Annotated in this window: 20 protein-coding genes and 1 pseudogene; 10 read left to right on the top strand and 11 right to left on the bottom strand. The window is 74.9% G+C overall.

Annotated features, from left to right (window positions below):
- From PH191_RS05880 to PH191_RS05870, 3 genes and pseudogenes are all read left to right on the top strand, one after another.
- Positions 1-181: pseudogene (locus PH191_RS05880) on the top strand (GNAT family N-acetyltransferase); the annotation flags it as partial.
- A gap of 84 nt (positions 182-265) precedes the next feature.
- Positions 266-1,195, top strand: coding sequence for a Rieske (2Fe-2S) protein (locus PH191_RS05875; protein ID WP_274193640.1), 930 nt, complete (start codon positions 266-268; stop codon positions 1,193-1,195).
- A 32-nt stretch (positions 1,196-1,227) separates the two neighbouring features.
- A complete protein-coding gene (locus tag PH191_RS05870) occupies positions 1,228-1,587 on the top strand; it encodes a Rieske (2Fe-2S) protein (protein WP_274193639.1) in 360 nt (119 codons plus the stop codon).
- Here the strand turns inward: PH191_RS05870 and PH191_RS05865 are convergent.
- The 6 genes from PH191_RS05865 to PH191_RS05840 all read right to left on the bottom strand — a co-directional run bounded on the left by PH191_RS05865 (position 1,578) and on the right by PH191_RS05840 (position 8,533).
- A complete protein-coding gene (locus tag PH191_RS05865) occupies positions 1,578-3,188 on the bottom strand; it encodes a fatty acyl-CoA synthetase (protein WP_274193638.1) in 1,611 nt (536 codons plus the stop codon). The genes PH191_RS05870 and PH191_RS05865 overlap by 10 nt on opposite strands.
- A gap of 58 nt (positions 3,189-3,246) precedes the next feature.
- Positions 3,247-4,746, bottom strand: a complete 1,500-nt coding sequence (wsfD, locus tag PH191_RS05860) for a glycan biosynthesis hexose transferase WsfD (RefSeq protein WP_476293462.1) — start codon at positions 4,744-4,746, stop codon at positions 3,247-3,249.
- An 11-nt stretch (positions 4,747-4,757) separates the two neighbouring features.
- Positions 4,758-5,963: a hypothetical protein gene (locus PH191_RS05855; protein WP_274193636.1), complete on the bottom strand. Its 1,206-nt coding sequence runs from the start codon at positions 5,961-5,963 to the stop codon at positions 4,758-4,760.
- A gap of 96 nt (positions 5,964-6,059) precedes the next feature.
- Positions 6,060-6,953 (bottom strand): DNA glycosylase AlkZ-like family protein, encoded by an 894-nt coding sequence (locus PH191_RS05850; protein ID WP_274193705.1) that lies wholly within the window; start codon positions 6,951-6,953, stop codon positions 6,060-6,062.
- A 56-nt stretch (positions 6,954-7,009) separates the two neighbouring features.
- On the bottom strand, positions 7,010-8,044 hold the full coding sequence (ligD, locus tag PH191_RS05845) for a non-homologous end-joining DNA ligase (RefSeq protein WP_274193635.1): 1,035 nt from the start codon (positions 8,042-8,044) through the stop codon (positions 7,010-7,012).
- 18 nt (positions 8,045-8,062) lie between these two features.
- Positions 8,063-8,533 (bottom strand): MarR family winged helix-turn-helix transcriptional regulator, encoded by a 471-nt coding sequence (locus PH191_RS05840; protein WP_274193634.1) that lies wholly within the window; start codon positions 8,531-8,533, stop codon positions 8,063-8,065.
- 139 nt (positions 8,534-8,672) lie between these two features.
- Between PH191_RS05840 and PH191_RS05835 the strand changes: the two genes are divergently transcribed.
- The 4 genes from PH191_RS05835 (at position 8,673) to PH191_RS05820 (ending at position 10,800) form a co-directional block, all read left to right on the top strand.
- Positions 8,673-8,918 (top strand): hypothetical protein, encoded by a 246-nt coding sequence (locus PH191_RS05835; protein ID WP_274193704.1) that lies wholly within the window; start codon positions 8,673-8,675, stop codon positions 8,916-8,918.
- Between the two features lie 57 nt (positions 8,919-8,975).
- Positions 8,976-9,410: a peptide-methionine (R)-S-oxide reductase MsrB gene (gene msrB, locus PH191_RS05830; protein ID WP_274193633.1), complete on the top strand. Its 435-nt coding sequence runs from the start codon at positions 8,976-8,978 to the stop codon at positions 9,408-9,410.
- Between the two features lie 77 nt (positions 9,411-9,487).
- On the top strand, positions 9,488-10,222 hold the full coding sequence (locus PH191_RS05825) for a class I SAM-dependent methyltransferase (protein ID WP_274193632.1): 735 nt from the start codon (positions 9,488-9,490) through the stop codon (positions 10,220-10,222).
- A 158-nt stretch (positions 10,223-10,380) separates the two neighbouring features.
- Positions 10,381-10,800 carry a PH domain-containing protein gene (locus PH191_RS05820; RefSeq protein ID WP_274193631.1) on the top strand — a complete coding sequence of 140 codons (420 nt, stop codon included), beginning with the start codon at positions 10,381-10,383 and terminating at the stop codon, positions 10,798-10,800.
- On the opposite strand, the gene PH191_RS05815 is transcribed toward PH191_RS05820, so the two are convergent.
- From PH191_RS05815 to hemE, 5 genes are all read right to left on the bottom strand, one after another.
- Positions 10,790-11,122 (bottom strand): hypothetical protein, encoded by a 333-nt coding sequence (locus tag PH191_RS05815; RefSeq protein WP_274193630.1) that lies wholly within the window; start codon positions 11,120-11,122, stop codon positions 10,790-10,792. The genes PH191_RS05820 and PH191_RS05815 overlap by 11 nt on opposite strands.
- Before the next feature lie 106 nt (positions 11,123-11,228).
- Positions 11,229-11,921 carry a hydrogen peroxide-dependent heme synthase gene (gene hemQ, locus PH191_RS05810; RefSeq protein WP_274189292.1) on the bottom strand — a complete coding sequence of 231 codons (693 nt, stop codon included), beginning with the start codon at positions 11,919-11,921 and terminating at the stop codon, positions 11,229-11,231.
- Between the two features lie 20 nt (positions 11,922-11,941).
- Positions 11,942-13,309 (bottom strand): DUF2252 domain-containing protein, encoded by a 1,368-nt coding sequence (locus tag PH191_RS05805; RefSeq protein ID WP_274193629.1) that lies wholly within the window; start codon positions 13,307-13,309, stop codon positions 11,942-11,944.
- A 38-nt stretch (positions 13,310-13,347) separates the two neighbouring features.
- On the bottom strand, positions 13,348-14,784 hold the full coding sequence (hemG, locus tag PH191_RS05800) for a protoporphyrinogen oxidase (RefSeq protein ID WP_274193628.1): 1,437 nt from the start codon (positions 14,782-14,784) through the stop codon (positions 13,348-13,350).
- On the bottom strand, positions 14,781-15,902 hold the full coding sequence (gene hemE, locus PH191_RS05795) for a uroporphyrinogen decarboxylase (RefSeq protein ID WP_274193627.1): 1,122 nt from the start codon (positions 15,900-15,902) through the stop codon (positions 14,781-14,783). Before hemE ends, hemG begins: the two co-directional genes overlap by 4 nt.
- Positions 15,903-16,099: 197 nt before the next feature.
- On the opposite strand from hemE, the gene PH191_RS05790 reads away from it, so the two are divergent.
- From PH191_RS05790 to PH191_RS05780, 3 genes are all read left to right on the top strand, one after another.
- On the top strand, positions 16,100-16,705 hold the full coding sequence (locus PH191_RS05790) for a DUF3000 domain-containing protein (RefSeq protein WP_274193626.1): 606 nt from the start codon (positions 16,100-16,102) through the stop codon (positions 16,703-16,705).
- A 434-nt stretch (positions 16,706-17,139) separates the two neighbouring features.
- Complete coding sequence (locus tag PH191_RS05785; RefSeq protein WP_378014962.1) at positions 17,140-17,856, top strand: response regulator; 717 nt, start codon at positions 17,140-17,142, stop codon at positions 17,854-17,856.
- A gap of 191 nt (positions 17,857-18,047) precedes the next feature.
- Positions 18,048-19,391, top strand: coding sequence for an HRDC domain-containing protein (locus PH191_RS05780; protein ID WP_274193625.1), 1,344 nt, complete (start codon positions 18,048-18,050; stop codon positions 19,389-19,391).

The following is a 19,391-nucleotide window of genomic DNA, read 5'->3' as shown; positions in this document are numbered from 1 at the left end:
CCGGGCGCTCCTGGCGGCGCTGGAGGACGCGGCGCGGGAGCTCGGCTACGCCCGCGTGCGGCTCGACGCCGGCGCGGAGCAACGGCACAGCCGCGCGCTCTTCGCCGACACCGGGTACCGCGCCGTCCCGGCGTACAACGGCAACCACATCGCGGTGTTCTTCGGGGAGAAGATCCTCTGACACCGGGTCCTATGGTGTGGATCACACCGAGGTGCGACGATCGTCCGCGACCGCGAGATCGACATCGAGCACCGGGAGCGATGGATGGCGGATTCCGGTGCGGCGACGGCGTGGCACCAGCGCGCCCTGGCCGAGATCACCCGGTGGCCGTGGCTGCAGAAGGCCAACGACCGCGCCACCGCCGTCGTCGACCCCGTCTACGACCGCTTCCGCAGCAACCCCGTCCTCGAGCTGATGCACGGCGGGCGCTGGCTGGGGCACTCGCTGCACCCCGCGCTCAGCGACCTCCCGATCGGGTTCTGGTCCGCCTCCGTGCTGCTCGACTCGGCCGGGCAGGACGTGGCGCCCCGTGGTCGCCGGCTCGACCCGTCGTCGACGCTCAGCGCCGCCGGGCTCGCCGCGGCCGCCGCCACCGCCGCCACCGGGTGGGTCGACTGGAGCGTCAGCGACGGCGAGGACCGCCGCGTCGGGCTGTTCCACGGCCTCCTCAACGTGGCGGGCGTCAGCCTGCAGGGCGCGTCGCTCGCCGCCCGGCTCTCCGGTCACCGGCCGACCGGCCGTGCCCTCGGCGCCGCGAGCCTCGGCGTCACGGTGGTGGCCGCCTACATCGGGGGCCACCTCGTTCAGGGCCGGGCCGTGATGGTCAACCGCGTGGCCACGACCACCGGACCGACCCGCTGGGTCCGGGCGGTCGCCGAGGAGGACCTGCCCCTCGACGGCGTGACCGGCGTCGAGGTCGAGGGCCGGCACGTGCTCCTCGCGCGGCGCGACGGCGAGGTGCACGCGATCGACGACGTGTGCAGCCACGCCGGCGCGCTGCTGCACCGCGGCGAGACCGACGACTGCACCGTCACCTGCCCGCTGCACTTCTCGGTGTTCGACCTCCGCGACGGACGCATCGTGCGCGGACCGGCCCACCACCCCCAGCCCGTCCTGCCCGCGCGCGTGCGCAAGGGCTGGATCGAGGTCCGCGGCTCCGCCCCGGCGCCGCGGTCCCGTCGTCCGGCGACCTGAGTCCGACCCGCGAACCGAGAGGAACCACCACCATGGCCTGGGAAGCAGTGGCGGACGACGACCAGCTCGACGAGGGCGACATGATGGTCGTCCAGATGGGCGGGCAGCCCATCTGCGTCGTCCGGCTCTACGAGGACGAGGCGGTGGCCGTGCACAACACCTGCACCCACCAGCAGCAGCCACTCAACGAGGGCTACCTGCAGGAGGACGACTCCCTCATCTGCCCGGCGCACAACTCCCGCTTCGACCTGCACACGGGCATCCCCACGGGCGTCCCGGCCGTGGACCCGATCCCGACCTACGCGTGCAAGATCGAGGACGGGGCGATCTGGGTCGACTTCGAGCAGCAGACCAACGACGCGGCGATCCCGCACAAGCCGTACTACACGTGACCCTCTCCACGTGACGACGGCTCTTCGGCGTCCGCGAGCCCCGCGTAGGTGTCCCGCAGCTCGCGTTTGAGGATCTTGCCGCTGGGGTTCTTCGGCAGCTCGTCGACGAGCACGACGTACTTGGGCGCCTTGAAGCCGGCGAGCCGTTCCCGGGCGTGGGCGACGATGCCGGTGCCGGTGGCGCTCTCCCCGTCGCGCAGCACCACCGCGGCGGCGACCGCCTCGATCCACTCGGGGTGCGTCACGCCGAACACGGCGACCTCGCTGACGGCGGGGTGGGAGTAGATCGCGTCCTCGACCTCGCGGCTCGCGACGTTCTCCCCGCCGGTGATGATGATGTCCTTCTTGCGGTCGACGATCGTGAGGTAGCCGTCGGCGTCCATCACCCCGAGGTCGCCGCTGTGGAACCAGCCGTGGCGGAAGACCTCGGCCGTCGCGTCCGGCTTGCCCCAGTACCCGCGCATCACGTGCGGCGTGCGGTGCACGATCTCGCCGACCTGCCCCACCGGCACCGGCCGGTCGTCCTCGTCGTGCAACCGGGTCTCCACGTTCAGGCTGGGCCGCCCCGCGGTGCCCGCCTTCGCGATCTGCTCCTCGGGGAACAGGACCGTGGCGTTGGGGGCGAGCTCGGTCTGGCCGTAGTAGTTGAAGAGGCGGACGCCGGGCAGGCGCCGGCCCAGCTCCTCGAGGACGGCCACCGGCATGATCGCCGCGCCGTAGTAGCCCTTGCGCAGCGACGACAGGTCGTGCCCGTCGAACGACGGCGAGCGCAGCAGCCGGATCCACACGGTCGGCGGGCAGAACATCTTCGTGATCCCCTCGGCCTCGACCGTGCGCAGGATCAGCTCCGGGTCGGCCGCGTCCACGATGACGCTGGTGGCGCCGAGGTAGACGTCGGGCGTGAGGAAGTCGTGCAGGGCCGCGCAGTGGTAGAGCGGCAGCGCGTGCAGCTCGACGTCGTCGCGGTGGTACTCGCCGTCGACGATGTCGCTGACGTACTGGGCGATGAGGTTGCGGTTGGTCATGATCGCGCCCTTGGGGGCCGACGTGGTGCCGCTCGTGTAGAGCAGCTGCACCGGATCGTCGTCGCCGATCTCGACGTCCGGCGGGGTGGCGTCGGCGTGCTCGAGGAGCCGGTCGAACGACGTCCAGCCCGGCCGGTGCCCGATCACCACCCCGAGGGACAGGGCCACGTGGGCCGCCCCGAGCGTGTCGACCAGCGCGTCCTCGACGATCGCCGCCGTCGACCCGCTGTCCTCCAGCACGTAGCGGACCTCGGAGGCGACGAAGTTGAAGTTCACCGGCACCGAGATCGCGCCCAGCCGCGCGAGCGCGAAGTAGGCGACGACAAAGGCGTAGGAGTTGTGCGAGTAGATCGCCACGCGCTGGTTCCGCACGACCCCGCGCTCGGCGAGGGCGTTCGCGACGCGGTTGGCGTCGGCGTCGAGCTCGGCGAAGGTCCGGCGGGTGTCGCGGTGCACCACCGCGAGCTTCGCCCCGTACTTCAGCGCGGTCCGCGCCAGCAGGGTGCCGATGGTCTGGCGCCGGGCGCGGGCGAGGTCGGCGGTCCAGGGCGGGAGGTACCGGTCGATGTCGTCCATCTGGTGCTCCTCATCGACGTCCCGGGTGCGGGGCCGCACACACACGGACCCTTGCAGATCAGAGCGGCGACCCCGGCCGACGCGCGTAGCGGACGGCCAGCGCGCGGCACACCACGGCGCCCCCGGCCCCGAGCAGGCCCAGCCCGCTCAGGACGAGCAGGTAGGACGCGAGCCAGACGTGCTTGAACACCTCGAAGTACCCGTCCCCCAGCACCGCCGCCGCGACGAGGCCCAGCGCGGTGACCGCGGCGAGGCCGGCGGCGAGGCACCAGCGCGCGGCCGCGGGTTCCCGGTGTCGCCAGAGGACCGACGTGCCGGCCGCGGCGACGGCGAGCAGCACCAGCGCCGTCGGGAGCCACGCCGGCCACGGGGTCTCGTCGAGGACCGCGCGGAGGGCCGGCCCCCGCGACCCGGACCAGCCGGCGTCCCCGCCGAGGCCGGTGGGCCGGGCGGGGTCGCCGGGGCCCGCGGCGAGGTAGGGCAGGTCCGCGCGGGTCGTGGCCTGCAGCCCGACCCCGAGGCCCCGCAGCAACGCGCCCGGATGCCGGATCAGCGCACCGTGGGCGGCGGCGCGGGTGGCGTCGGCGTCCTCGCCGATCGCCCGGACCCACCAGTCCGCCGTCGGGAGCGGCGGGCCGTTGAAGAACCCGTCGCCGGCGACGTCCGCGGCCTCCGGTGGCAGGCCGAGCGCGCCGGGGCCGTCGGGACCGAGCTCGGGCAGCGCGAGCGTGAAGACCACGTCGTGGACGTTCGCGCCGCCGTAGACCTGGTCCTGGAACTGCACGGCGGCGCCGATCGGCACGGCGACCGCGAGGACCGTGGCCAGGGCGATCACGGGTCCGAGCCGCCGCCGGTGGCCCACGGTCACCACCGCGCACGCGACGACCGCGGCGAGGAGCACCGGGAGGTAGCCCACCTTCGCGGTGGCGGCGACCGCCCCGCCGAGGGCGGTCAGGGTCAGCGCGACGGTGCGGGCCGCCCGCTGCCCGGGGCGCGTCACCAGCAGCGCGGCGACCCCGCAGGCCACCGCGAGGGCGCCGAGCAGCCCGGCGGGCTCGCCGTAGGTGGAGACGAAGAACCGCGTGAACGCCGGAAGGGCGAGCGGGGCCACCGGGACGAGCAGCACGGCGGCACGCCCGAGACCCGACGCCGAGGCCGCCCAGGCCGCCGACGCCACGACCAGCCCGACGAGCACCGCGTACCACCAGGCCACGGTCGCGAGCGCCACCGAGCCGTCGCCGCCGAGCATCGCGGCCCGGAGCACGAGCGCGGCCGACGACGGCGTCGACATGCCGCACGTCGGGCTCGCCACCACGGCGAAGTCCGTGACGACACCGCCCTTCCAGGCCGCGATCCGGTCCACGGTGCGGGGGACCATCCCGAGGCCGCAGAAGAGCCGGAAGCCGTCGCCGTTGTCCTCCACCCCGAAGGTCCGGCCCGTCGGGAGCCCGAGGGTCAGGACGACCAGCGACGCCGCGGCGACGCCCGCGCCGAGGGCGAGCGCGATCCGGCGCGTCCCGTGGCCCACGAGCCCGTGCCCCTTGACGCTGGGCCTCATCACGCTGGGCGTCACGACGCCCCGACGAGGGGCCGGACCGCCGGCGGGTCCGGCGCGGCGTCCGGGGCCGTGCGGCGGGCGCACACCGCCCACAGGGCGAAGGGCACCGCCGCGGCGCCCAGGGTCAGGTCGAGCTCCCCCGCCGGTCCGCCCGCCAGCCGCCGAACCAGCGACAACACCGACGGGGCGAACAGGACCGCGGCACAGAACCAGCCCACGGCGCTCGGCGTCGACGGCCGGACCACCAGGAGCGCGGCGAGCAGCAGGGCCGCCGCCACCAGCCCGACGACGACGATCCCGGCCGTGAGCCCACGGTCCCCGGTGACCTTCGCCGCGACGTGCCACGGCGAGAACCGCGCCGACCCGCCGAGCAGGAACGGGACGATCAGCAGCGCCCACACGGTGCTCGCCGTCGCGCCCACCAGCACGGCCCGCCGCCACCCCGCGAGCGCCCCGACCGCCGCGGCCACCACCATCACGACCAGGGCCAGGTGCGGGCGGGTGCAGGTCGCGATGCCCAGCGCCGTCCCGGCCGCCACGAGCGCGCCGACCGACGCGCGCCGGGCGAGGGCGAGGGTCCACGCGGCGGCCGCGACCGCGGGGACCGCGCCGGTCACGAGGTCGTCGCCGACGACGAACTCCCGCACCACCTCCAGCCCGCCGAGGGCGACGCACGCCCACAGCAGGGTCGGCCCGGTGCGGCGCCACGACCCGCCGTTCAGCAGCGGCAGCAGGAGCAGCAGCCCGGCGACGTTCTGCCACGCCGCGTCGCCGGTGAGCCACGCGAACGGGGCGGCCATGAGCAGCGCGCCGGGGAGCGGGGTGATCGGGTTGCCGAGGTAGGTCACGCCCTCGTAGGGGTACCGGCCGTCGGCGAGCCGGGCCAGCGCGACGTCGAGGGCGTCGGACCGGTCGCTGCCCACCCCCATGGCGTGCCCGTACGCCACGGGGAAACCGAGGACGAAGAGCGCGACGAGGACGGCGACGACGACCGCCACCAGGCTCGGCAGCACCCATGCGGGGGCCCGGGCGACGGCCCGCGTCGCGAGGGGCAGGGCCGCGACGATGACGACGGCGCACGCGACGGCGTACACCACGCCGCCGGCCGTCCCGCCCAGGTTCGTCGCGGTGTGCCACGAGACCACGGCGAGGATCAGCGCCAGGCCCGTCGCCGCGGCCACGTCGCGTGCCCGAACGGGGACCCCGACCTCCAGCATCGCTCCCTCACCGCCGCGGCACGCCCGTGCGGGCCCTTGGCACAGTAGCGGGCGGCCCGACCGTGTCCCGGGGACACGGTCCCTGGTGACGGAGGGTCACCGCGATCGGGGGCGCGTCCAGCGCACCTCGATCGGTCGGGCCGGGTCGAGGGGGAACCCGGCGGCCTCCTCCTCGGCCGCCCGCCGGATCTCCCGCGACGGGGGGTCGAACGCCGCGACCTCGATGCGGTGGCCACGGCGCCGCCAGGTGCCGGCGAGCTCCCCGTCGACCAGCAACGCCCCGGGCTGCGGCGTGCCCCGCGGCCACACGGCCGCGCGCCGGGCGGCGTCGGGCACGAGCAGGTCGCGGTCCGGGGCCTGCAGGAAGAGATCACCCGGCGGCAGCAGGCGCACGCCGCGGGCCGGGGCGTCGTGCGGCGCGGGGGGCCGCGCCGGCGGCTCGGCCACCAGCTCCCAGGTCGCCCGCGCGTCGGCCGGGGTCAGGCCCGCCCAGGTCGCGAAGCCCGGGGCGGTCGAGGGCCCGAGCACGGCGAGGAAGCGGCGGAGCAGCTCGGCGCGCGCCGCGTCGGGGTCGACGGACGGCGGCGGCACGGTCCACACCAGGGTGTCCCGGCCGTCCCACCGGATCCGCACGCGGCCCGTCGGGGCGGCCCGCAGGAGCCGGTCGAGCCGGCCACCGACCGCGTCGAGTGCCTCGCGCTTGCGGACCCGGTCGGCGCCGAGCGCGGCGGCGAGGACGTCCGCGTCCTGCTCGGCGGCCTCCCGGAGAGCCTCGTCGCGAGGCAGCAGCCCGAGGGTGAACACCGCGACGTCCGCCGCGGGCACGACCCACACCGCGCCGCGCGGACCCCACACCTGCACGAAGCCGGGGTCCTCCCACGCGTCCGCCGTCGTGCCGGCGACCCGCGCGTACAGCGACAGGACCGCCGACCGGGGCGCGCCGTCCTGGAGCCCGCACCGGGCCGCCCGGCCGCACGCGGACGCGGGCAGCCGACGGTCGAGGTGCTGCGCGGCCAGGCGGGCCGAGAGAACCTCGGCGCGGGTGCTCAGGTGACCGTCTTCCCCGTCGTGTCGGCGCGGGCCTTGCTGGGCTGCACCCGCTTCGGCTCGCCGGGCATCTTGGGGTACTCCGGCGGGTAGGGCAGGTCGCCGAGGTCGTGGTCGCGCTGGTCGCGCTCGACCCACTCGAGCGCGGTCTCGAGTCCCCGCGGGTCGTCGTGCATCCCGGCGTGGGCGTCACCGCGCTCGGCGAGCACGCCGGCGGCGGTGAGGACGTCGAAGTCGTCGGGGTCGACGTCGGCGAGGTCGTCCCAGCGCAGCGGCATCGACACCGTCGCCCGGGGGGTGCCGCGCACCGACCACGCCGAGGCGATCGTGCGGTCGCGGGCGGCCTGGTTGTAGTCGAGGAAGACGCGTTCGCCGCGCTCCTCCTTCCACCAGTCCACGGTGGCCTCGGTGGGGATGCGCCGGCACACCTCGCGGGCCAGGGCGATGACCGCGCGCCGGACGCCGACGAAGTCCCACTCGGGGCGCACCGGGACCATCACGTGGATGCCGCGCCCGCCCGAGGTCTTCGGGTGGCCCCGCAGGCTGGCGTCGTCGAGCACCTCGCGCAGCACCCCGGCGACGCGCACCGCGTCGGCGAAGTCGGTGCCGGGCTGGGGGTCGAGGTCGATGCGCAGCTCGTCGGGCTCGTCGACCCGGCCGCGGCGCACCGGCCAGGGGTGGAAGTCGAAGGTGCCGAGGTTGGCCGCCCACACGGGCGCGGCGGTGACCGTCGGGCAGATCTCCTCGGCGGGCCGCCCGCTGGGGAAGCGCACCTCCACCGTCTCGAGCCACGGCGGGGCGCCCTTGGGCACGCGCTTCTGGTAGAAGAACTCGCCGGTCACGCCGTCGACGAAGCGCTTCAGGTGGGTGGGCCGCTCGTAGAGCACGGCGAGCAGCGGCTCGCGGACCGCGACGTAGTGCTCCACGACCTGGCGCTTGGTGATGCCCCGGTCCGGGAAGTAGATCTTGTCGGGGTTGCTGACGCGCACGGCGATGCCGTCGACGTCGATCTCCTCCGCCGGGGACTTCGCCACCCGCGGAAGGTTAGGGGACTACTCCCCGCCGGTCACGCCGCTCTCGTCGGCGGTGCGCAGCCGGTCGGCCAGCACCTGCAGCTCCCCGCGCAGCCGGATGAGGTCCTCGATCGGCAGCCCGGTCTCGGCCTGCACGCGCCGCTGGACGGCCATCACCGGCTCGCGGAGGGCCTGACCGTCCGGGGTGCAGGAGACCTCGACGGTGCGCTCGTCCTCGGGGCGGCGGCGGCGCACGACACGCCCGCGCTCCTCGAGGCGCTGCAGCAGCGGCGAGAGCGTGCCACTGTCGAGGTGCAGCTCGCGGCAGAGCCTGCCCATCGTCACCGGCCCGTGCTCCCAGAGCACGAGCAGGACGACGTACTGGCTGTAGGTCAGACCGAGTGGTGCGAGGCCCTTGCGGTAGGACGCCGAGATCGCACGCGAGGCGTCGTGCAACGCGAAGCACAGCTGCGCGTCGAGCGTCGTGCACGCCGAGGTGTCCGTGGTCATGCCTGACAGGGTAGGCCTGATCGGCCCGGTCGGGGGGTACCGTGGCCAGGTGAGCCTGTCCGAAGGTCCCTCCGGAGATCGTTTCCGGGGTCGCGGCGCCGGTGAGACGGCCGGTCCGCCCGGCCGGTTCGCCGACGATCTGATCGGACTGGACCCCGACGATCCCGAGGCTCGCGCCTTCGCCGCGCACCTCGACCGCATGGAGAAGGCCAGCCCGTCGACGTTCACCGTCGAGGGCCAGCTGGCCGGGGTGCGCGACTTCGCCGAGTCGGCCAACCGGGCGGACGGCGCCCGCCGACTGGCCGCCGTGGTCCTGGTCACCCTCGTCCTGCTGGGCACCGGCTACGTCATCTTCGAGGCCCTCGAGGTCGTCCTCAGCACGTAGTCCTGGCGCTGTCCCGACTCGGCGGCAGACCCCGCCGCGAGCGCCTAGCCTGGTCCCATGAGCAGTGACGCATCGATCGGCACCCCTAAGGTCAGCAAGTCGGACGCCGAGTGGCGCGAGCAGCTCAGCCCGGAGGAGTACGCGGTGCTGCGTCAGGCCGGCACCGAGCGGCCCTTCACCGGCGAGTACGACGAGGTCTTCACCGAGGGCGTCTACTCGTGCCGGGCGTGCGGGGCCGAGCTCTTCCGCTCCGAGACCAAGTTCGCCTCCCACTGCGGGTGGCCGTCGTTCTACGCCCCCTCCGCGGACGACAACGTGATCCTGCGCGAGGACCGCGCGATGGGCATGACCCGCGTCGAGGTCCTGTGCGCGACCTGCCACTCGCACCTGGGCCACGTGTTCAGCGGCGAGGGCTACGGCACCCCCACCGACCAGCGCTACTGCATGAACTCGGTGAGCCTGCGCCTCGAGCCGCTGGAGTCGAAGGGCTGAGTCGAAGAGCTGAGTCGGGAGCCTGGGTCGAAGGCCTGACCCGATCGGGTCGGCGGGCACGTTACGGTCGTCTCCCGATGTCCGTTGCTCTGACCACGCGTGACCGCCCCCGCCGCGTCCTGCGGGCCCTCGCCCGCCACCTGGCCCCGGTCCAGCCCCGCCGCCTGCTCGTCAGCGCCGGCCGCCGGCTCACCCCGCGGCACCTCGCCGGGCTGCGGACCGCGCTCGGCGCCCTCGAGCAGGGCAGCTGGATGCGGGAGCTCGAGGTCCACGTCCCCAACCGTGGCGACCGGTTCGACGTGTTCGCCGAGATCGTCGGGCGTCTGCGCTCCCCGCGGCCGCTGTACCTGGAGTTCGGGGTCCACGAGGGCCGCACGCTGCAGTGGTGGAGCGAGCACGTCGACGCGCCCGGGGCCCGCTTCGTCGGGTTCGACAGCTTCGACGGTCTCCCGCACGACTGGCACGCCGACGCCCCGGCGGGGAGCTTCGCCACGGGGCGCGTGCCCGAGATCCCCGACCCGCGGGTCGAGGTCGTGCCGGGCTGGTTCTCCGAGACCCTCCCGGGCCGCACGCTGCCCCCGCACGACGAGCTGGTGGTCAACGTCGACTGCGACCTGTACTCGAGCAGCCGCGAGGTGCTCGACTGGCTGGAGGCCCACCTCCGCCCCGGCACGCTGGTCTACTTCGACGACCTCTTCGACCACGACGCCGAGCTGCGGGCGGTGTGGGAATGGGTGGACGAGCACCAGGACGCCGTCCGGCCGCTGTCGATGGCACGGTGGGGACAGCACCTGCTGCTGGAGTACCGCTGACGGCTGGTCCGACCGGACCAGGCGACGCCCCCGTAACGACGCATTCCGTCGTGTTGTCGGTGGCTGACACCACCCGCGCCACGGTGTGGCCGCTCCCGGCGATTAGCGTCGGGAGACGGCACACCGCCTCCGCGTCCAGGAGAGGACCATTGCCGTCGATGACCCGCCCCGTTCGTCCGGGCTCCTCGCCCGACCACCCGCGCCGGCCGCATCCCCTCTCGGCGCGGTTGCCACGCTTCGACGAGACGGTCCAGTACGACGTCATCCGCGACAGCCTGATGCCCGAGGAGCACATCGACGGCGTCTACGCCAGTGAGAGCGCCGGCATCGCGCTGTGCGGGATCACCAACCGCCGGGTCATCCTGCTCGACACCGCGTTCCCCGGCGGCCGCGCGGCGCTCATCACAGCGCCGTACAGCCGCATCACGACCGTGGCCTACGTGTCGAACGAGGACGAGAACATCTTCTCGCGGACGGTCGCGATCCAGATCGGCCGGACCTTCTACGAGGTGACGTGCCGGGGCGAGCAGCAGGCCGCGGAGATCCACGACCTGATCACCTGGCACCTCATCGAGTGAGGGCGGGCATCCCGCCCGGGATGCCGGCCCCGCCGGTCACCCCCGCGAACTCCTCGACGCCGATCGCGGCGATGCCGCGGTCGCGCGCCGCGCGGGCCACGTCGCCGAGCAGGGCGGGCCAGGTGCACACCACGGCGTCGACGTCGCGCCCGACGAGCTCGCCGACCCGTGCGGCGATCCGCTTGCACGGGTCGATCGTGGGATCGAGCAGGTGGCGGTCGACCAGGTGGACGTCGACGACGCCGGGCGCGTGCTCGGCCAGGAGGCGCCGTGCGGCGTGGACGTGCGCGGCCGCCACATGGAGGAAGCCCACCGTCGCCACGTGGAGAATATGACACGTTGCGGTGCGTGAGGACAGAGTGTGATCGCCGTGCGGCATTCCCGACGAGTCGGACGGGCTGCCCGGCTCGGTGCGATCGGGGCTCACGTCACGGCAGGGACGTGACCAACTGCTCCGGGGAGACCCGCGGACCGGTGAAGAACGGGACCTCCTCGCGCACGTGACGCCGGGCCTCGGTGGCCCGCAGGTCGCGCATGAGGTCGACGATGCGGTCGAGCTGGTCGGACTCGAACGCGAGGATCCACTCGTAGTCACCGAGGGCGAACGCGGGCACGGTGTTCGCGCGGACATCGGCGTAGCCGCGGGCGGCCTTGCCGTGGTCGGCGAGCATCTGGCGACGCTCCTCGTCGGGGAGCAGGTACCAGTCCAGCGAGCGGACGAACGGGTAGAGGCAGAGGTAGCCCTTGGGCTCCTCCCCCGCGATGAACGCCGGGAGGTGGCTCTTGTTGAACTCCGCCGGACGGTGCAGCGCCGTCGACGACCAGACCGGGGTCGACGCGCGACCCAGCGCGGTGCGCCGCAGCGCGGAGTAGGCGGCCTGCAGCGACTCGATCTCGGGGGCGTGCGTCCAGACCATCCAGTCGGCGTCGGCGCGCATGCCCGCGAGGTCGTAGACGCCGCGCACGGCGACGCCCTTGCCCTCCTGCTGCTCGAGCACGCCCGCGAGCTCCTCGCCGAGGGCCGCGCGGTCCTCGGGCAGGCGCGCCGGGTCGGTGCGGAACACCGACCACATGGCGTACCGGACGGTCGAGTTCAGCTCGTCGTAGTTCAGCCGTGCCACGCCCTCCATCGTGCCACCCCCTACAGCGACTCCTCCGCGCTGGAGACGCCGGGCACACGGTCCTCGCGGAACGCCTCGACGAAGCGGCGGTGGTCCTCGCGCACGACGGCGGCGTAGTCGCGGCCGAACGCGACGAGGTCGGCGACGAACGCGTCGTCCTCCCCGCCCACGACGGCGAGGATCGCGTCCTCGACCTGGCCCTCCACGAGCCCCTGCTCGGCGTCGGTGTCCGAGACGCAGTGCGCCCGCGCGGTGGCGTGGCCGAGGTGGTGCAGGACGCCGCGCAGCTCGCGGGGCTCGGTGAGGTCGTCCCAGTCGAGGTCGTCCTCGTAGGGCGAGAGCTCGGCGACGACGTAGCCGACCCCGTCCAGCTCGGTCCAACCGAGCAGGCGGTCGGCGTGGGCCTGCAGTGCCCGGCGGGACAGCGACGTCCGGTGCCCGTGGTGCCGGAACCAGGACGCGACCTCCTCGTCGTCGACCACCCGGCTCGGCGCCGCCCGCACCGCCTGCTTCATCGACAGGACGATGTCGTAGTCGAGCGCCTCGTTCGGCCCCTCGATGAGGACGTTGTAGGCCGGGAGCCCGGCGCTGCCGATCCCGAAGCCGCTGCGCCCGACGACGTCGTGGACGACGTAGGCCGTGTCCGCCCACCGCTTGGCGGGCGGGATGGTCTTCAGGTAGTCGGCGTAGGCGGCGAGGACCTCGTCGCGCTCGCCGTCCTCGAGACGCCGCACGCCCGGACCGTCGCGGAAGATCCGGTCCTCGCCCTCGATCTCGGTGACCGCGTCCAGCAGTCCGCGGCGGCTGCTCTCCCGCGCGTGCTGCAGCGCCGCGTGGATCGGGCCGTCGGTGTTGCGGCGCGTCAGCGCGAACTCGCGCTCACTCGAGCCGCCGGAGAAGGACCGCACCGCCTCCAGGTAGGCCCGCAGGTAGGCGGTGTTCAGCGCGTCGATGTCGGCGTCGGAGAACGCCTTGGACCAGCCCAGGAGCGCGACGCTGGCCACGAGCCGGCGCAGATCCCAGGTCCAGGGCGCGACGTAGGCCTCGTCGAAGTCGTTGACGTCGAACACCAGGACGCCGTCGCCGTCGAGGTAGGTGCCGAAGTTCTCGGCGTGCAGGTCACCCTGGATCCAGACGCGACGGGTGCGCTCGTCGACCCACCGGTCCTCGAGCCGGGCGACGTCGGCGTAGTACAGGCAGGCGCTGCCCCGGTAGAAGGCGAACGGCTCGGCCGCCATCTTGCGGAACTTGTTGCGGAACGCCGCCGGCGAGGCCGCCATGAGGTCGGAGAACGCCTCCGCGAGCGTGTCGACGATGAAGGTCGTCCGCTCCTCGTCGTCGAGGGTGCCGTCGTCCCGGGCCCCGAGGGCACCGGCGAGATCGTCCATGGGCGCAGTGTGGCCCGGGCGACCTGCTCGCGGGCGACCTACCCGCGGGCGACCGTGGCGGCCAGGTGTGCCGCGACCCGCCGGGCCGCGGCGTCGGCGGTGGCGAGGCACGCCGGCACCCCGACGCCGTGCAGGGCCGCGCCCGCGATCGCGAGCCCCGGCAGCGCGGCCACGCCGTCCTCGAGCGTCGCGACCCGCTCGACGTGCCCGACGCCGTACTGGGGCAGGCCGCCCGGCCAGCGCACGACCGCGGACTCGACCGGCACCTCCTCGATGCCGGTGAGCGCGCCGAGGTCGCTGCGGGCGGCGCTCACCAGGTCGTCGTCGTCGCGGCGCAGCGCGGACGCCGAGGCCGCGTCGCCGTGCCGTCCGATCGACAGCCGCAGCACGGAGGTGTCGTCGGGGTCCTCGCCGGGTGCGAGGTGCGGCCACTTCTGCGCGCTGAACGTGGCCGCCTTGATCGTCCAGGGCAGGCCGTCGGGCCGGCGCTCCCCGGCCCCGACGAGGACCCCGGAGCGTCCGGCGAGCGGGGCCGCGGCCGCCGCGGGCAGGGCGAGCAGCACGAGCGCCGATGACCCGACCTCGATCTCGCCGGCCGCGCGTGCGGCGGCCGGGGCGTGGTCGGCGAGCAGGCGGCGCACGGCCGGGGCCGGCACGGCGAGCACCACGGCGTCGGCGTCGATCGGGGGCCCGTCCTCGCCGAGCTCGGCGCGCCAGCCCGTCGCGGTCCGGGCCAGCGCCGTGACCGTGCGCCCCAGGCGCAGCTCGGCGCGCGCGGCGAGGGCGAGGGTGGCGGGGAGGTCGGCGAGGCCGCCGCGGAGGGTGCCGAAGACCGGGAGGGGTGGCGCGCCCTCGATCGGGGGCGCGGGCAGGCACGAGCGCGCGGCGGCGAGCAGCGAGCGGGGGTCGGCGTCGAGCGCGGCGGCCAGCGCCGGCACCGTCGCGCGCACCCCGAGCGCGTCGGCGCGCCCCGCGTAGACGCCGCCGAGCAGCGGGTCCACGAGACGGTCGGCCACCTCGTCCCCGAGCCGCGCCCGCACCAGCGCGCCGACGGCGACGTCGCCGCCCGGCTCCCACGCGCCGGGACGGTCGGCGCGCAGCGCGGCGAGCCCCTCGGGCGACAGCGCGCCGGCGGCGACCTCCGGGTCCCCGGGCACGCCCATGACCGTGCGCGGCGGGAGCCCGACGGTGCGGCCGCCGACGCGCAGCGCGGACGCCGCGGGCCCCGGGTGCACGAGCTGGTCGTCGAGGCCCAGCTCGGCGATCCGCGCCGCCGCCTCGGGACGCCGCGCCAGGAAGGCCTCGGCGCCCGCGTCGACGCGACGGCCGCCGATCTCCAGGGCCGTGAGCTTGCCGCCCAGCGAGCGCGCGGCCTCGACGACGACGATGTCCGCCTCGGCGCCGAGGAGGGTGCGCAGGCGGTGCGCCGCGGCCAGGCCCGAGACCCCGCCGCCGACGACGAGGACGCGGCTCACGGCATGGGTGTGGCTGGCGCGGGTGTGGCTGGCACGGGTGTCTCGTGCACCAGGTCGACGACCCGCGCGAGCACGTCCGGATCGGTCTCGGGGAGCACCCCGTGGCCGAGGTTGAACACGTGGCCCTCGGCGGCGGCGCCCTCGGCGAGGATGCGGCGGACCTCGCGGTCGACGACGTCCCGGCCGGCGAACAGCAGCGCCGGGTCGAGGTTGCCCTGCAGCGCCCGGCCCGGCCCCACGCGGGCGGCGGCGACGTCCAGCGGCAGCCGCCAGTCGACCCCGACGACGTCGGCGCCCGCCTCGCCCATGGCGCCCAGCAGCTCGCCGGTGCCGACCCCGAAGTGGATGCGCGGCAGGCCGGTGTCGGCCAGCCCCTGCAGCACGCGGGTGGAGTGCGGGAGCACCAGCTCGCGGTAGTCGCGCTCCGAGAGCGCGCCGGCCCAGGAGTCGAAGAGCTGCACGGCGTCGACGCCGGCGTCGACCTGGGCGCGCAGGAACGTCAGCGTCGTGTCGGCGAGGCTGGAGCACAGCGCGTGCCAGGTGTCCGGCTCGGCGTGCATCAGTGCCTTCGTGCGCTCGTGGTTGCGGCTCGGGCCGCCCTCCACGAGGTACGACGCGAGGGTGAAGGGCGCGCCCGCGAACCCGATGAGCGGCGTGTCGCCGAGCTCTCGGACGAGCAGCCGCACCGCGTCGGCCACCGGCGCGACGCCCTCGGCGTCCAGGACCGGCAGGGCGGCGACGTCGGCGCCCGTGCGCACCGGCTGCTCCAGGACCGGCCCGGTGCCCGCGACGATGTCCACCCCGACCCCGGCGGCCTTGAGCGGCACGACGATGTCGGAGAAGAGGATCGCGGCGTCGACGCCGTAGCGGCGGACGGGCTGCAGCGTGATCTCGCACGCGAGGTCGGGGGTCAGGCAGGCCTCGAGCATCCCGGTGCCCTTGCGGAGCTCGCGGTACTCGGGCAGCGAGCGGCCCGCCTGGCGCATGAACCACACGGGGCGCCGCGACGGGCGCTCGCGCCGGGTGGCCGCGAGGAACGGGGCGTCGGGCAGGTGGCGTCGCGCCGCTGCGCCCTGCGTGCCGCCTGCGGTGGCCGTGCCCGCGATCCCGCTGCTCATAGTGGCCTCATCGTCCCACGCCCACGGCGCCCTCCGCCGTCGGGAGCGAGGGACGCCCCGGCTGCGCCGGAGGCAGCGAGGGACGCCCTCGCTCCCGCGCCGGTGGGACGAGCGGGTCGGGTGGTGGACGAGGGACGCACGGGGCCCGTCGGCGTGGGAGGTGCCGGAAAGAACCCGTTCGGCCTACTGTCGTCGAGGTGACGGCGCCCACCACCCACCCCGAGACGTTCCGGCGCGCGGTGGAGTCCCTCGCCGATCTCCGGACGCGTCCCGAGATCGAGCTGCGGACGATGCGGCCCCCGCAGCGCCTGGCGCCGTACTCGGCGGCCTGGAGCGCCGAGGTCCTCGCGGGCCCGCCCGCGCCGGGCGTGGGCGAGGTGGGCGACGCCGAGGTCGTCGTCACCGGGCGCCTCGTGCTCCTGCACGACCCCGAGGGCCAGGACGCCTGGGACGGCACGCTGCGCGTGGTGACCTTCGTGCGCGCCGAGCTCGACCCCGAGCACGCCGGCGACCCGATGCTGCCCGAGGTGGCGTGGTCCTGGCTCACGGGCGCCCTCGAGGACTCCGGGGCGGCCTGGACCGCGCTGGGCGGCACCGTGACCCAGACGGCCTCGGTGCGCTTCGGCGACATCAGTGGCCCGAGTCACGCCACCGATCTCGAGCTGCGGGCGTCCTGGACGCCCACCGAGGACGTCCTCACGGCGCACGGCGATGCGTTCGCGGGTGTCCTCGCCATCGCCGCGGGACTTCCGCCGGAGGGCGTGACGACACTCGGTACGCGTCGCGCCGGACGATCCGGCTGACATTTTTCCGGTACTACCGGTATCGCTCCCGCAATTTCAGCAACCCCTTGCAGGTCATCGCACCTTCGCGATGGGATGCACAGGCAGGCGTCCGATCAGCCCGAACCCGCTCCACCCGTCACGCGCCGACGTTGGGTCGTTGGTTGCAGCGGGGCTGTGCCGCTCGGCGCTACTCAGCACTCTACGTAGCGGCAGTTACACGCAGTGTTACCGAGAGACGATTCCGTGTCGTCTGTCCACTCCAAAGGGTGACCGCGGCCGCGTAACGCACGAAACTCCACCGAGCGAAGTTGGCCCTGATGCTCTCGTTAACTCGCCCGGGGGGATATCTTCTCTCGCACGCACTTCCTCGTCCGATCGGCGGCGCGGTCGATGGTTCGGGGGCCCGGTGCGGAATGTCGGGGGGCAAGACCGACTTCTAGGAGGTACTCGACGTGGCAACCGTGGGCCCAGGCATGGCCCTTCGCGGCGTCGCAAGCGGCTTGTTGCCGCCGGCCATGGTCCCGCATCCGCGGGAAGAGATGTTCTCTGTCCTGGTGGTCGACGACCACCCGTTGCTGCGCGAGGCGATCGCGCAGCGGCTCTCCTCGATGGGCGCGGGCACCGTCCACGAGGCGGCCTCGATCTCCGAGGCCCGCACCCGGGCACTGGCCAGCGGGCCGTGCGATCTCGCGATCCTCGATCTCGGCCTGCCGGACGGCAGTGGCCTGGACCTGATCGCCGAGCTCCGCGCGCAGGGCTGGAACCGTGTCGTGGTGCTGGCGGCCTCCGACGACCCGTCGGCGGTGCGTGCGGCCTTCCAGGCCGGCGCCCAGGCCTACCTGCTCAAGTCGGCGTCTCCCGGCGTCGTCACCGACGGCGTGCGGCGAGTGCTCGAGGGCGGCCTCTACGCCGACCCCTCGGTCGCTCCGCTGCTCGCGGCGGGCACGCGTGTGCCGGCCACGGACAACACACCCCGGGAGCTGTCGGCCCGTGAGGTCGAGGTGCTCCAGCTGGTCGCCGACGGGCGATCCAACAAGGAGATCGGCGACGCGCTGAGCCTCTCGGCGCTGACGGTCAAGAGCCACCTCTCCCGCATCGGGCGCAAGCTCGGGACGGGCGACCGGGCACAGATGGTCGCGCTGGCCATGCGGGCCGGCGTCATCCGCTGAGCGCGAGGGCACGGGGGTCGGCCCGCTCCTCCTCGGAGCGGCCGACCCCGGCCAGCCGGTCCACGGACCCCGCCGGGAACGCCGGTGGGGTCCGTGGCCGGGCCCCGGGAGACCCCTCCGCCCCCGACACACCGGCGAGATCCACTGTTCTCCCTGCGCCGGGCGCCGGGAGCGGGCAGACTCCACCGTCCGTGACGGCCAACACTTCGCAGAGCGAGCAGGCCGGGGCTCCGGATCGGGTCGGTCGGCCCGAGGACCAGCCCGAGGACCAGGCCGGGAACCAGACCGGGGACCAGGCGGAGCCCGCCGAGGACGCGGCCGTCGACCTGCTCGAACCGGCCGAGGGCGTACCGCCACTCGTCGAGGACATCGCGGCGCTCTCGGACGCCGCGGCGCGTCTGGCCGCGGGCAGCGGCCCCGTCGCGGTGGACGCCGAGCGGGCGTCGGGCTACCGCTACTCGGCCCGCGCCTACCTGGTGCAGCTGCGCCGCGAGGGCGCCGGTTCCTTCCTCGTCGACCCCATCGCGTGCGGCGGCGACCTCTCCGTGCTCGGCGACGCGCTGCGCGGCGTCGAGTGGGTGCTGCACGCCGCCTCCCAGGACCTCGCGTGCCTGGCCGAGGTCGGCATGCGCCCCGACTCCCTCTTCGACACCGAGCTCGCCGGGCGCCTCGTCGGCTATCCCCGCGTGGGCCTCGGTCCCCTCACCGAGCACCTGCTGGGCGTGCGGCTGCAGAAGGGCCACGGCGCCGCCGACTGGTCGCGCCGCCCGCTGCCCGACGACTGGCTGACCTACGCCGCCCTCGACGTCGAGCTGCTGATCGAGCTCCGCGACGCGGTGGCCGCCGACCTCGAGCGGCAGGACAAGACCGTCTGGGCCGAGCAGGAGTTCGAGGCCGTGCGCCTCGCCCCTCCCCCGCCGCCGCGCGCCGAGCCGTGGCGTCGCACCTCGGGGATGCACAAGGTGCGCCGGCCCGCGCAGCTCGCCGTGGTGCGCGAGCTCTGGGAGTCCCGCGACGAGCTCGCGGCCGCCCGCGACGTCGCGCCCGGCCGCCTGCTGCCGGACGCCGCGATCGTCGACGCCGCCCTGCGCGAGCCCGCCGGCCGCGAGGAGCTCATCGCGATGCCGGTGTTCCGTGGGCGTGCCCAGCGCCGTCTGGGTGATCGCTGGTGGTCGGCGATCGCCCGCGCCCGCGCGCTGGACCGCACGCAGTGGCCCGCCGCCGCCGCGCAGCCCGACGGCCCGCCGCCCGCACACCGATGGGGCGACAAGGACCCGGCCGCCGCCGCGCGCCTCGCCGCCGCGCGGGCCGCCCTCGCGGGGCTCTCCGAGCGCACCGGCACCCCGGTGGAGAACCTCGTGACGCCCGACCTCGTGCGGCGTCTGTGCTGGTCACCGCCGGACGCTGCCGATGCCGACACGGTGGCCGCGACCCTCGCGGACCTGGGCGCGCGGCCGTGGCAGGCGGAGCTCGCCGCTCCCCTGCTCGCCGAGGCCCTGACAGCACAGCCGGCCCCTGTCGACGAGCCGTCCTAG

This window comes from Actinomycetospora callitridis (genome assembly GCF_028737265.1).
GTDB lineage: Bacteria > Actinomycetota > Actinomycetes > Mycobacteriales > Pseudonocardiaceae > Actinomycetospora > Actinomycetospora callitridis.
This window is presented reverse-complemented; position numbering and strand designations above follow the sequence as displayed.

Bases quoted from the DNA above. Each gene is read 5' to 3' on its own strand.
- PH191_RS05875 (WP_274193640.1), top strand. From the start codon at position 266: ATGGCGGATTCCGGTGCGGCGACGGCGTGGCACCAGCGCGCCCTGGCC.
- PH191_RS05870 (WP_274193639.1), top strand. From the start codon at position 1,228: ATGGCCTGGGAAGCAGTGGCGGACGACGACCAGCTCGACGAGGGCGAC.
- PH191_RS05865 (WP_274193638.1), bottom strand. From the start codon at position 3,188: ATGGACGACATCGACCGGTACCTCCCGCCCTGGACCGCCGACCTCGCC.
- wsfD (WP_476293462.1), bottom strand. From the start codon at position 4,746: ATGAGGCCCAGCGTCAAGGGGCACGGGCTCGTGGGCCACGGGACGCGC.
- PH191_RS05855 (WP_274193636.1), bottom strand. From the start codon at position 5,963: ATGCTGGAGGTCGGGGTCCCCGTTCGGGCACGCGACGTGGCCGCGGCG.
- PH191_RS05840 (WP_274193634.1), bottom strand. From the start codon at position 8,533: ATGACCACGGACACCTCGGCGTGCACGACGCTCGACGCGCAGCTGTGC.
- msrB (WP_274193633.1), top strand. From the start codon at position 8,976: ATGAGCAGTGACGCATCGATCGGCACCCCTAAGGTCAGCAAGTCGGAC.
- PH191_RS05825 (WP_274193632.1), top strand. From the start codon at position 9,488: ATGTCCGTTGCTCTGACCACGCGTGACCGCCCCCGCCGCGTCCTGCGG.
- PH191_RS05820 (WP_274193631.1), top strand. From the start codon at position 10,381: ATGACCCGCCCCGTTCGTCCGGGCTCCTCGCCCGACCACCCGCGCCGG.
- PH191_RS05805 (WP_274193629.1), bottom strand. From the start codon at position 13,309: ATGGACGATCTCGCCGGTGCCCTCGGGGCCCGGGACGACGGCACCCTC.
- hemE (WP_274193627.1), bottom strand. From the start codon at position 15,902: ATGAGCAGCGGGATCGCGGGCACGGCCACCGCAGGCGGCACGCAGGGC.